Origin of the sequence: Acidithiobacillus marinus (genome assembly GCF_002847505.1) — a bacterium.
Taxonomy (GTDB): Bacteria; Pseudomonadota; Gammaproteobacteria; order Acidithiobacillales; family Acidithiobacillaceae; genus Acidithiobacillus; species Acidithiobacillus marinus.
On the sequence record NZ_MXAV01000024.1, the window covers coordinates 38814 to 50468 of the forward strand.

Consider the following 11655-nt stretch of genomic DNA (forward strand, 5'->3'; position numbering starts at 1 on the left):
CTCCGGTGATTTTCGGTCATGTTAGGGGGGCATCTGGCGGCTGTCAAAAGAAAAGAGCGGCAGGGCCGCTCTTGGGAGAAAACTGGGGTCGACGCAGCCGGTGACTGCGTCGAGAGGCGTAACAGAAGCTGCTTAGAAGCGCTTGAAAATCTGACCGCTTTTGGCAGCCTGGAAGCGGGCTTCAATGATGCTCCAGTTCATGTTTTTGTGCAGGGCGGCCAGATAATCACCCCGGCCCATGGCTTTCCAATCCACCATATAGGCGTGCTCCCAGACATCCACGATCACCAGCGGTGCGAAACCGCCCACATTTCCATTTTCATGAAACTGAATGAAATGATTGTTGATCTGCCCGGTGGTACCGTCGTAATAGGCGATAGCCCAGCCAATACCCCGGCTTTTCGCGGCGGCCACGAGATCTTCGTGCCAAGCTTCGGGGCTGCCGAACTGTTCGGTAACTGCAGCCTTGAAGCCGGGAGCCTGATCCAGGCTGACGCCGGGTTTCATCTGGGCAAAGTAGTATTCGTGGAGCACCATGCCGTTATATTCGAAGCCAAAACGCCGGCGCCGGTCGGCGTAGGTCAGGGAAGCGGTTTTGCCGGCAGCTCGCATTTCTTCCAGTTCTTTGTGCAGGGCGTTGCTCTGGTTGACATAGCCGGTGTACAAACCCCAGTGATCGTTGATCTGTGCGTCGGAAATACCGTCCAGACCGCTGGGCTTCAATTCTTCACGTACTGTGTATTCAGACATTGCTTACTCTCCTGCTTGTCGGATGAAAGGAATCTCTTAGATTGTAGTCAGTGGCAGGGGGCGCTGCAAACGACCTGATGGTCGTCTGATGTTGCGTTGAACCGTTCCAGGTGTGCCCTGTCCTTTACGGGCAAGGCTTTCATCATCATAATCTGCTTGACATGCAGTAACCCCTTGCCTAGCTTCTTGCTCATGCCAACGTCCGATTTTTGCTCGTACATTATCTTTGATTACTGGCGTATTCAGCGGCTATGCTGCTGCCTGGACGATCCAGCGGCACGCAATAGCGCTGCGGAACCACGCCTGTGAAACCCTTCACGGGCGCCCCCGGCCAGTTATTGTTGCCACTGGGCTTGAAGGCGGCCGCCTCTCTCGAGACTTTTTATCGCGCGGCCAATGGGGCGGCGCTGGATGCGGTGCGCAGCCTGTTGCAGCAGCCATCGCCAGTATTTGGCCTATACCTGCATGGACCGGCGGGGGTGGGTAAAAGCCATCTGCTGCAGGGCGCGGCACAATTCGGTCCGAGCTGGGTGCCCTATTTGGACTGTGCTGTGATGGGGGAAGAGGTTGGCGCATTTTTGCTACCCGATGCTTTTGCTAGCCTGATCGATGCGCCGCTAGTCTGTCTGGATAATGTGGATGTCTGGGTGGGCGGACATGATCGCGAGATGTTTTTGTATGGTTTGTATAATGAGCGCTTCCAGCGCGGACGCCCGTTGTTACTGGCGGGGCGGGAGTCGCCCCGGCAACTGCCCTGGATTTTGCCCGATTGGGCCAGTCGGGTAACAGCCTGCCTGCAGATAGCCCTGCAATTACCGGACGATGCCGAGCGCTTGCAGATTTTGCAGGCGATGGCTCTGCGCCGGGGCCTGCGCATGGATGAGGAAGTGGCGCGATACATGTTACGCCACCAGACCCGGGACATGGGCGCTCTGGAGCTTTTACTGGAAAAGCTGGATGCCCACAGCTGGGCGCAGCAAAGACAATTGACTATTCCCTTTGTACGTCACTGTCTGGAGACGGAGGCCGGGGTGTGAGCACGGAACACAAAGACGGTAAGCAATGCTTCAAGCAGAAAGGAGATGGACCCCGTCCCCGGGCGGCTGCGCAGGCCAGTCTCCTGGTACGATCAGGTTTTCGGGTGTATCGAGCCTGGCATGGCTTCTGGAAGGATGACTGTATTGATCGCGCCGGATTGCTTTCCTACACGACGTTATTTGGCTTGATCCCTTTGGCGGTGTTGGTGTTCAGCATGTGGAACCTGGTGGGTTTCAGCGTCATTCATCGCGGCCAGGTGGATCGGCTGATATTGCGGAGTTTCGTGCCCCAGACGGGCTATACCATTTTGCATGAAGTCAATCTGCTGGCCGCCAGGGGTGCGCAACTGGGGCTGTTGGGCGTGTTGGGCCTGTCGGTCACTGCCGTATTTCTCTTGCATGCGGTGGAACGTCATCTCAATGCCATCTGGGGGGTGCAGCCCCATTGCTGGTGGTGCCGGACATTGCGTTACCTAGCCATGCTGGTGGTGGCACCTCTGAGTGTAACGCTGCTTCTGCCGCTGCTGGGGCCGCTCCAGCCGCTGTTGCGCTTTCTGGGAGATATTCCGATACTGCCGCCTTTTTTCAGTCATCTGCTGACTTTTGGGGTGGTGACCGTGATGATGCTCTTGCTCTACAAGATTATGCCTGCCGCATCACCGCGCTGGCGGGATGCGTTGCTGGGGGGAATTACCGTGGCGCTGCTCTTTGAGCTGGATAAGTTCGGATTGTCGGCTTATCTGCGCTTTTCTACTTTTGAAACGGTGTATGGGGCATTGGGCGCTTTTCCGGTGTTTTTGCTTTGGCTGTATGTGGCCTGGGCCAGCATTTTGTTTGGCGCGGAAATGGCCGAGTCGGGAGCATATCTACAGGCAGGGCAAGCTAACCCGGCTCGTACACCAGCCGCACCCGCGCCGACGGATAAATCACCGTAGAAAATTCAATCCCCACCCCGTCACTATCAATATTGACGTTTTCACAAATGAAAACCGTTTCACCTTTGTCGAGTTTCAGGAGTTGGCGATCCTGAGCTGCAGAAGGTGCTGCAGAAATGGTGGAGCGCATCCGGGTGTAATCGTGCACGCCATGCAGACGCAGGGATTCGGTGATGCCTCTTCCGTTACGTAAATCTTCCACCAGGGGCAGGAGGGCCGCGCCAAAAAACAGGTGTCTGGCGATGGAGATGGGCTCTTCTCCCACCAGCCCCAGGGTTTTGACCATGGCCACCCGGGGATATTCGGGAAAAACCCCATACTGTTGAATGCGCGGCAACTCCGGTAGATCGGCCAGAGGCAGAATTTCTGCTTCAAGAATCTGGTTGTGCCCCGGCTTGTTGTATTTTTTGACCCATTCGGAAAAACGCGGACGTTCTACCAGTTCGTAGTCAAACACATTGTTGGCCACAAAAGTGCCGCGCCCGTGCTGAATGCGCACCTTGCCCAGGGCCGCCAGCTCCTGTAGAGCGCGGCGCATGGTATGGCGGTTGACGCCGTAGGCTTCGGCCAGATCCGCTTCGCCGGGCAGCTTTTGATGGACGACGAGTTCACCGGAATCAATGCGCGCCTGGAGATCATCAACGATTTGTTTCCAGATGGTGATTCCGGGGACAAAGTGCCCTTTGTGGGGATGTATCATCTGACTTCCAGTAGACTCTGCAAGGTTTGCACGCATTGCTTGATCGCTTCTTCCAGGAGTCCATCATTGTGGATGGTGGTCATGGGCAGGTGTTCCGGCAAAGGCACACTGCGCTCGATTCTTCCCTGGATGGATGTTGGGCTTTCGCGGTGGCGTTTTTCAAGGCGGCGGCGGATTTCCGTGGGTGATGCAGTAATGTATAAAACATGTCCCCCATGTTCGGCAAGTAGCTCATGGAGCACCGTGCGAGATACATTGGCGATGATGATCTGCACAGCGGGATGGACGGGCTGCATTTCTTCGTGTGGCAATCCGTAGGAAAGCTGATGGGCCTGCCAGATTTTAGCAAATTGGCCGGAGGCCGTGAGCTGGTCGAAAGTCTCTGTGGAAACGGGGATTTCACCCGGCTGGGGATGGCTGCGGGTCACCATTCTGCAGGCAAAATAAAAGCGGGGATCGTCTTTCAGCAGAGCTGCTGCACCACGAATCACCGAGTCTTTACCAGCACCGGAAGGTCCGGCTACGAGAACCAGTTTCATCTGGGGCCTGGCACGAGGCAAGGTGCTAGAGGTACGCGCTGGAGGAGGGTAAAGGGAGCGTCGGGACTGTTTTCGACAAGCACCGCCAGGCTGCGGACCAGGCGTGGTTGTGCAGGCAGATTGCCGAAATAGCTTTGGGCCGCTTCCAGCAGGCGACTGTCGGGTTGTTGGTCGCTGAGGGTCATATGAAAGATGAACTCCTCAAACACATAAGGATAACCCCATTGCTGCAGATATTGGCGCTGGCGGTCATGCTGCAGTTTCCGGCTTCTGGCGGCCAGTTCTTCAGCAGTGTAGGGGCGCCGCCATGGTTCGAGGCTGCGTACGCAGGAGTCTGCGAGTCGGGCCAGTTCGGCTGAGGCCCGACTGAGGCGCAGAGCCACAAAGCCTTCGTCCTGGACGCATTGCAGCGGCGGCAGTGTAAAAGCGGGAAACGCAGCCAGTTCTTTGCTCAGGATCTGGACCAGGCTGTCCAGGTCACCTTGCAGGGGCATGGGCGCCTTGATGGTGGCATGAAAACCGTAACGGCTGGCGCGCCGCGAAGCTTCGGCAAGGCCATCCACGGCAGGGCGGGCACAGGGCAGGGCGCTTTCGGGATTCCAGCCCAACCAGCGACAGCCCGCCTCCCAGAGGGGATCGTCGGCTTCCGGCAGATAGTAAATGGCGACCCGCATGGCTTCAGGCGATCCTTTCGCCGGCTTTCCAGACGGCGCGCAAGTGGGGGAGATCGGCAGCGCTACCGACCCGGAGCAGATCACCGCGCAAGCCGACAGCGATGGCACCGCGATCTTCCAGGCCGAGCATTTGCGCCGGCGCGAGGCTGACCATGCGCAGCGCGCCGGGCAGATCCGTCAAGCCCATCCGGGTCAGGGCAAAGGCGGCCTCCAGCAGGGCATGGGGCACATAGTCCGAAGCCAGCACCTGCACCAGTCCGGCGGCCACGAGGTCTTTCACGGCGACATTGCCGGAATGGGAACCGCCGCGCACCACATTGGGCGCACCGGCTACCGTGGCCATGCCCAGCCGGCCAGCTTCCTGAGCGGCTTCCATGCTCACCGGAAATTCGGCGATGCGGATACCGTCTTTCGCATTGCGCTGAATTTCTTCGGCAGTGCGGTCATCGTGACTGGCGATCTGTAAATGGGTTCCTTGTCTGTCGGCCATTTCCTGCAGGGCGTGCAGGAGGTAATGGCGGTTTTTTTCGCTATAGGTTTCGCGGCGTTGCTGGGATTCCTGAATCATCTGCTCCAGCTCGGCTTCGCTGTAGCCATCGCCGCGCCGGCTTTCCCGGAATTTATCCAGATTGGCGTGTTGACCGACGCCGGGGGTGTGGTCCATGAGACTGATCATGTGCACCGGTGCCTGGGCCATGGCGGTTTCAAATAATGCCTGCATGTTGGGGGTGGGTAGTTCGCAGCGCAGATGCAGCACATGGTCGGAACGGAGCAGGCCCTGTTTTTCCAGAAAGGTCAGATCGACGATGGCATCGCGGAGGGTCTGAATGCGCTGGCTTTCAAAACCGGCATCGCCCACACAGAGAGCATCGGCGACAGTGGTGATGCCCGCCGCCGCGCACTGGCTGTCATGGGCCAGAAACGCCGAGCGGGACGGCCAGCGGACATTGCTGCGCGGCTGCACCTGACGTTCGAGGTTATCGGTATGGACATCTACCAATCCCGGCAGCAACCAGTCACCTTGCCCATCTTCACTGCCGGGGCGGGGGTGAGGGTCTTCATCCAGGGCGACAATAGTGCCATGTTCGTCCAGTTCGAGGGCGCCGTGGACAATCCGATCTGCCAGCACCATGCGAAAATTACTGAAGCTCAGGGTTTTCATGAGAATGCTCCGATAGGGATGGAATGAAATACTGCCGGTCGGCGACCTGCCGGACCATGGCCGGATCATGAAATACGGCGAGTACCGCCCGCCCGGAGTGCTTGGCCTCCATGATCAGTTTTTGTACTACAGCGGCATTGTCACCATCCAGTGAGGCTGTCGGTTCATCCAGCATGACCAGGGGGTGCTGCCCGACGAAAGTCCGGGCCAGATTGACCCGTTGCTGTTCCCCGCCGGAGAAGGTGGCGGGTGGCAATGGGTGCAGATGACGGGGCAGATTCAGGGCGCTGAGCATGGCGGCGGCACGCTCCCCGGCCATCTGCTGGTCCAGACCTTGCTCCATCAGGGGTTGGGCGACGATTTCCAGGGTGGATACCCGGGGGATGACCCGCAGAAACTGGCTGGCGTAAGCCATGACATGGCGACGCAGCGCGAGGATTTGTTGGGGGGAACTCTGGAGAATATCGACCATGCCCTGCTCGGTGCGCAGCCGTGCCGTGCCGCTGTCGCTGCGATAATTGCCGTAGAGGGTGCGCAGCAGGGAGGATTTACCGCTACCCGAAGTGCCGGTGATGGCCACGCATTCCCCCGCAGCCACAGTGAATGCGACCCCCTGCAAAACCGGTAAATGCCAGCCGCCGCGCAGGTGCAGGACAAATTTTTTGCCGAGATTTTCGACTTCGAGAATATTCATGCGGGGAGTACCGAGCTGACCAGCAATTGGGTGTAGGGATGCTGGGGATCATCCAGCACCTGATCGGCGAGCCCTGCTTCGATGATTTCGCCGTGGCGCATGACAGCAATGCGCTGGGCGAGGAGGCGGGCTACGGCCAGATCGTGGGTGACCAGCAGCACCGCCATCTGCTCTTTGCTGACCAGTTTGCGCAGCAGGTCGAGCAGGGCGGCCTGCACCGACACATCCAGGCCGCTGGTCGGCTCATCCAGATAGAGCAGGGCGGGTTGACTGATGAGGGTCCGGGCTATCTGCAGGCGTTGCAACATGCCCCCGGAAAAGGTCTCGGGTAAATCATCGAGACGGGCCGGGTCGATTTCCACTTTTTCCAGCCAGTGCCGGGCCTCCTGACGCAGGGTGCCATAATGGCGCAGGCCCATGGCCATGCGTCTTTCGATGATGTTGCCGCTGGCGCTGATGGTCATGCGCAGGGCATCGCGGGGATTCTGGCAGACATATCCCCAGCGGCTGCGCTGAAGCTGGCGGAGTGTCTGCTGGCTGAGGGCCGACAAAGGTTGGAGTCCGGTCGTACTGATGGCTTGTACGATCCCCTGACTGGGTGTCAGGTTGCCATAAAGAAGATTGAGCAAGGTGGATTTTCCGGAGCCGCTCTCGCCGACAATGGCCAGGACTTCACCGGGGAAGACTTCTAGGGAAACATCGCGCAGCACTATCTGGTTACCGAACTGAAAATACAGATTTTGCGCTATCAGCACAGGGCCGAGCGCTGTGGTAGGCTTGGGAGCGTGCGCAGGGCTGGAAGACGTCAGCATCTGTGTTGCTCGCAGTAGTCCGTATCGGAGCAGATATACTGTCTGGTCCCTTTATCGTCGAGGATGATTTCATCCTTGTAGGAATGTTGGGAACCACAAATGGCACAGGGGGCCTGGGCTTGTAGGGGCGCGAAGGGGTAATCGTCAAAGGCCAGCGGCACGACCCGGGAGTAGGGAGGCACGGCGTAAAGCTGTTTTTCCCGCCCCGCGCCAAAAATCTGCAAGGCGGGGCTCATGTGCATTTTCGGGACATCGAAGGCGGGGATGGGGGAGGGTGACATCAGGTAACGATCATGGACCATGACCGGAAAATCATAACCAATGGCAACCCGTCCATAGCGGGTAATATGGTCGTAGAGCTGCAAATACATCAGGCTGTAATCTCCCAGGGCGTGCAAGATCCGGGTTTCCGTACGGCGCGGTTCCAGTTTGAAGAGTGGCTCGGGCATCGGGACCTGATACACCATGATTTGCCCCTCTTGCAGAGGCGTTTCGGGTATCCGGTGGCGGGTCTGGATGATGCTGGCTTTTACGGTTTTAGTGGTAGTGGCGACCCCGGTTACGCGTGCAAAAAACTGGCGGATGGAAACCGCGTTCGTCGTATCGTCGGCGCCCTGATCAATCACCTTGAGTACGTCATTTTTGCCGATAATGGCCGCAGTGAGCTGAATACCCCCCGTACCCCAGCCATAGGGCAGGGGCATTTCCCGGCTGGCAAAGGGAAGCTGATGACCTGGAATGGCGACGGCCTTGAGCAGACTCCGGCGAATGGCGCGTTTGCTCTGTTCATCGAGGTAGGCAAAATTATAGTCCATCGGGATGCTCCGTCCGGCCCTTTTTCGGATGCGCGCGCAGCGCCCGCAAGGTAGCTATTTCGCTCTGAAAATCCACATGATGGGGAAGTTTGAGGTGCTCCACAAAACCGGTGGCTTCGACATTGTCACAATGGCTGAGCACAAATTCTTCATCCTGGGCCGGTGCCTGGACTTTTTCTCCCAATTCCGGGGCGCGCAAGGCGCGATCCAACAATGCCATGGCAATGGCCTTACGTTCATTGTGTCCGAAGACCAGTCCGTAGCCCCGGGTAAAGGTGGCTTGTTCCGGTGTATCGCCGTGGAACTGATTGATCATCTGGCATTCGGTCATGCTTATTTGGCCAATGCAGATCGTGAAACCGAGTTCCGGAGGGGTAATTTCCACATTCACGCTACCCTGACGAAGTTCAGCAATAAAGGGATGATTCTGCCCGTAACCGCGTTGGGTGGAATAGGCCATGCCCAGCAGGAATCCTTCGTCGGCCCGCGCCAGGGTTTGCAGGCGCTGCGCGCGGCTGGCCGGAAAGCCGGGAGGAATCTGGGTGATGTCGCGATTTTCTTCGGTCAGTGCGGCTGTGCTGGTTTCGATTAACCCTTCCTGTTCGAGGAGTTGCATGACCCCGGAATGCCTGGTTTCTGATGCGTCATCTTCGGGTTTGGTGGTTGGTTCTGCAGCGTTTTGCGGCGCGGGCAGATGCAGGAAATAGCCGAGCAGGCGATGGGAGTAATCATAGGTGGCCCCTAACTGCTGACCGCCGGGAACGTCTTTGAAGGCGGCAGAAACATGGCGTTGGGGCTGACTGTCGGAGAGTTTGAGCGGCTCGGCATCCAGAAAACGGCTGAGGGTGGCCCGGTATGCGCGGACGATGAACACCGCTTCGATACTATCCCCCTGAGCCTGCAAAAACGCCTGGGCGGCAATGTCGCGATCATAGAGAGAGGCTTCCGCCATGATGCGATCAATGCCGAGACGCAAATGCTGGTCCAGTTGCTGTTGGATCTGATCTACGGGCGTATCGGAGGCGTTATCTTTGGGATAAAGCGTCTCTGCGATAAGTTGATGGGCAGCGCCAATGGCTCCGGCACCGCCTTTTACGGCCACATAAGACATGGGTTATGCCTCCTCGAAGCGGCAAATGGTGACGGATCGGGGCAGACAGAGGCATTGATCCTGACTGCACAATATCAGGTCCACGCCTCGGGGATACTGGGACTGCTGTTTTTGCCAGAAGGCCAGAAATCCTGTGCCGAGGCGGGGGGCAATATTGCGGGTGCCGGAAATGCCCGGGCCCGTGAGTTGCAGAGGGATACCCGCGTTCAGGTTATCCAATTCCAGAATGAGGGTTGCGCCTTGCTCAGGCTCTTCCTCGCTGCCGATAGGCGCTTGGGATGATTCCCAGTTCCAGTGTTTGCCCATGCCCAGCACAAATTGCGCCTCATCCAAGGAAACCATGGGGGCGCGGCAGTGATCGTTCAGCCAGGGCGCTACTGTCGGGGCCATGCCTGTGAGAGCAACGGCACTGCTGGCATCCAATAAGGTCAGGCACACGCCGGCACAAGCAGGGGATAGCGGCGCAGGTTCTGGACGGGCTGGTATGCTCATGATTTCGCCCGGTGCCGACATGGCGCTGAGCAGGGTTCGAAAAATCTGCTGTTGTTGTTCCGGGTTCATGTGCGCATGTTTTCCATACTGAAAAAGCGGACCTGGGTTTTTTGCATGGTGCTAACAGTGTCTTGTTCCCGTTGCCGACGCTCCTGCCGCAGTTGTCTGATGCTGGTGTCCCAGTGGACCGCCAGTTGCTCCGGGTTCTGCAACAAGGCATCCCAGCGGGCTGCCCAGAGAGCGATTTCGGGCTGTTGGCCCAATATCCAGGAAAATCCCTCATGACCGTGACTATCCTGCACCCGGCAACGGGTGATCGTACAATCGCCCACCGGAAAAGTACCGCCATTGCCGGCAATAGGGCCATGAATCAGGATAGTACCAATTGCCGGACCTTCCAGAACCTGATAATCGGGCCAGGAGGATACAGTGGCCGCCAGGGCTTGCAGCGTCTTCAAGCTGGACTGTGCCAACTCCTGCATCCAGAGGGCGCGTTGCGGGTGGGTGGCTTGTTCCTGCTTAGCTTTGTTATCCATGCTATTCCATAAGTCATCTAGACAACTAAATCTTATCAGGGTGGAGAAGCTTCATCAAACTGCGCTGAACTTTTCAGTCATGGCTTCTACTGGTGCATCAGTGTCAGTTGCCGCGCAGTGATATAGGCAAAGCTCCCGGCAAGCCCTTCAGATGGCTCCGGCCCGGAATGCTGAGTGCTAGCTGCCCACTCAAGCAGCAGGTTGCAGAACTTCTTCCTCTGGGCTCGTACTGATTTCTTCCAGACTGCGGTTGCCCGGTTCCATGTTTTTACCCAGCAACAAGGTCACAATCAGTCCCAAAAGTGCAGTAGATGCAAGGATCAACATCAACCAGCCATCGCCAACCGCTGCATGTACGGATGGCAGCAGGAAAACCGAAGTCGCGGCGGCCACCCGCGAACAAGCCGTCGCGAGACCGTGGGCAGAAGCCCGTAAATCCGTCGGGAATAATTCCACCGGCAAAAACCAGGTCGTAGATCCAGGTCCGAAGTTATTGGCAAAGGTATAGCCGAACAAGGCAATGGCCAGTAACCAGAGGGGTGGGGCGGTAAACAGGGCTACCAGGCCGAGGGTTCCGAGAAACAGAACGTCCAGGGCAAACCCGATGTTTTGGGGCAGAAGTCGCCCTAATCTGCGGGTAGTCAAAGCCAGCAGGGCGATGCCGCCCAATGCCACCAGATCAAAAATGATATTCCATATCAGCGCCGCCGTATGGGAATGCACACCAAAACTGCCGAGCAGGGTAGGCAGATAAATAATCAGGCCGTAGCCACTGATATCCATCATCATCCAGGGAAGCAAAATCAGCAGGGTCCTGCGCAGCCAGGAAGACTGAAACAGAGTTGCCCAGGCCCGCAGCGGACGCTCGTCTTTTTGCTGGTCCGCCATGGCTGCATGCAACGTGGCCTCATCTACCTCTGGTGAAATCTGGCGCAGGACGCGAAGCGCATCCTCTGGTCGGTTGTGCGCAATATACCAGCGCGGTGTTTCCGGCAGATTGCGGCGTAACCACAGCACTGCCAGCGCCGGTAGAGCACCACTGACAAACATCCAGCGCCAGGCTTCGGGTCCGGTTTGCAGGAGCAGCAGCCCGACCACGGCAGAAACCGCCGCACCAATCATCCACAGCGTAAAAGCCCAGGAAAGCCCACTGCCCCGTTGCATTTTGGGCATGAATTCGGCGATATAACTGGAACTCAACGGATAATCCATGCCGACGCCAATGCCAAGCACAAAACGCAAAACAATCAAAGAAGTCACATCCCAGGCAAAACCGGAAACAATCGCAGCTATAAAAAATGTAGCGACATCAATCAGATAAAGCACCTTGCGACCGAAGCGATCCGCTATGCGTCCACCAATCAGGCCACCCAGCGCCGCTCCGGCAAGGGTCGCAGC

At 57.8% G+C, this 11655-nt stretch carries 14 protein-coding genes; 2 read left to right on the forward strand and 12 right to left on the reverse strand.

Features of this window, described 5'->3' with window-relative positions; translation table 11 throughout:
- Positions 1 to 132: 132 nt before the first annotated feature.
- The gene (locus tag B1757_RS06085; protein WP_101537472.1) at positions 133 to 750 is read right to left on the reverse strand and encodes a superoxide dismutase; all 618 of its coding nucleotides are present in this window, start codon (positions 748 to 750) and stop codon (positions 133 to 135) included.
- Positions 751 to 1055: 305 nt separating this feature from the next.
- Between B1757_RS06085 and hda the strand changes: the two genes are divergently transcribed.
- Together hda and B1757_RS06095 are read left to right on the forward strand one after the other, a co-directional pair.
- Positions 1056 to 1787: a DnaA regulatory inactivator Hda gene (gene hda, locus B1757_RS06090; RefSeq protein ID WP_101537473.1), complete on the forward strand. Its 732-nt coding sequence runs from the start codon at positions 1056 to 1058 to the stop codon at positions 1785 to 1787.
- On the forward strand, positions 1784 to 2722 hold the full coding sequence (locus tag B1757_RS06095; RefSeq protein ID WP_101537474.1) for a YihY/virulence factor BrkB family protein: 939 nt from the start codon (positions 1784 to 1786) through the stop codon (positions 2720 to 2722). The genes hda and B1757_RS06095 overlap by 4 nt, the downstream gene beginning before the upstream one ends.
- Here B1757_RS06095 and B1757_RS06100 read toward each other — a convergent pair.
- The 11 genes from B1757_RS06100 to B1757_RS06150 form a co-directional block, all read right to left on the reverse strand.
- On the reverse strand, positions 2670 to 3422 hold the full coding sequence (locus tag B1757_RS06100; protein WP_101537475.1) for a GntR family transcriptional regulator: 753 nt from the start codon (positions 3420 to 3422) through the stop codon (positions 2670 to 2672). The two genes, B1757_RS06095 and B1757_RS06100, sit on opposite strands and share 53 nt — an antisense overlap.
- The gene (locus B1757_RS06105; protein WP_101537476.1) at positions 3419 to 3961 is read right to left on the reverse strand and encodes a ribose 1,5-bisphosphate phosphokinase PhnN; all 543 of its coding nucleotides are present in this window, start codon (positions 3959 to 3961) and stop codon (positions 3419 to 3421) included. Before B1757_RS06105 ends, B1757_RS06100 begins: the two co-directional genes overlap by 4 nt.
- Complete coding sequence (locus B1757_RS06110) at positions 3958 to 4635, reverse strand: DUF1045 domain-containing protein (protein ID WP_101537477.1); 678 nt, start codon at positions 4633 to 4635, stop codon at positions 3958 to 3960. Before B1757_RS06110 ends, B1757_RS06105 begins: the two co-directional genes overlap by 4 nt.
- Before the next feature lie 4 nt (positions 4636 to 4639).
- Positions 4640 to 5797, reverse strand: a complete 1158-nt coding sequence (locus B1757_RS06115; protein WP_101537478.1) for an alpha-D-ribose 1-methylphosphonate 5-triphosphate diphosphatase — start codon at positions 5795 to 5797, stop codon at positions 4640 to 4642.
- Positions 5775 to 6491 carry a phosphonate C-P lyase system protein PhnL gene (phnL, locus tag B1757_RS06120; RefSeq protein WP_101537479.1) on the reverse strand — a complete coding sequence of 239 codons (717 nt, stop codon included), beginning with the start codon at positions 6489 to 6491 and terminating at the stop codon, positions 5775 to 5777. The genes B1757_RS06115 and phnL overlap by 23 nt, the downstream gene beginning before the upstream one ends.
- A complete protein-coding gene (locus B1757_RS06125; protein ID WP_101537480.1) occupies positions 6488 to 7303 on the reverse strand; it encodes an ATP-binding cassette domain-containing protein in 816 nt (271 codons plus the stop codon). The genes phnL and B1757_RS06125 overlap by 4 nt, the downstream gene beginning before the upstream one ends.
- Positions 7297 to 8118, reverse strand: coding sequence for an alpha-D-ribose 1-methylphosphonate 5-phosphate C-P-lyase PhnJ (locus B1757_RS06130; RefSeq protein WP_101537481.1), 822 nt, complete (start codon positions 8116 to 8118; stop codon positions 7297 to 7299). Before B1757_RS06130 ends, B1757_RS06125 begins: the two co-directional genes overlap by 7 nt.
- A complete protein-coding gene (locus tag B1757_RS06135) occupies positions 8108 to 9229 on the reverse strand; it encodes a carbon-phosphorus lyase complex subunit (RefSeq protein ID WP_101537482.1) in 1122 nt (373 codons plus the stop codon). The genes B1757_RS06130 and B1757_RS06135 overlap by 11 nt, the downstream gene beginning before the upstream one ends.
- Before the next feature lie 3 nt (positions 9230 to 9232).
- Complete coding sequence (gene phnH / locus B1757_RS06140; RefSeq protein WP_101537483.1) at positions 9233 to 9790, reverse strand: phosphonate C-P lyase system protein PhnH; 558 nt, start codon at positions 9788 to 9790, stop codon at positions 9233 to 9235.
- Positions 9787 to 10257: a phosphonate C-P lyase system protein PhnG gene (gene phnG, locus B1757_RS06145; RefSeq protein WP_101537484.1), complete on the reverse strand. Its 471-nt coding sequence runs from the start codon at positions 10255 to 10257 to the stop codon at positions 9787 to 9789. Before phnG ends, phnH begins: the two co-directional genes overlap by 4 nt.
- Before the next feature lie 189 nt (positions 10258 to 10446).
- On the reverse strand, positions 10447 to 11655 hold a 1209-nt coding region (locus B1757_RS06150), incomplete at its 5' end, for an MFS transporter (protein ID WP_101537485.1).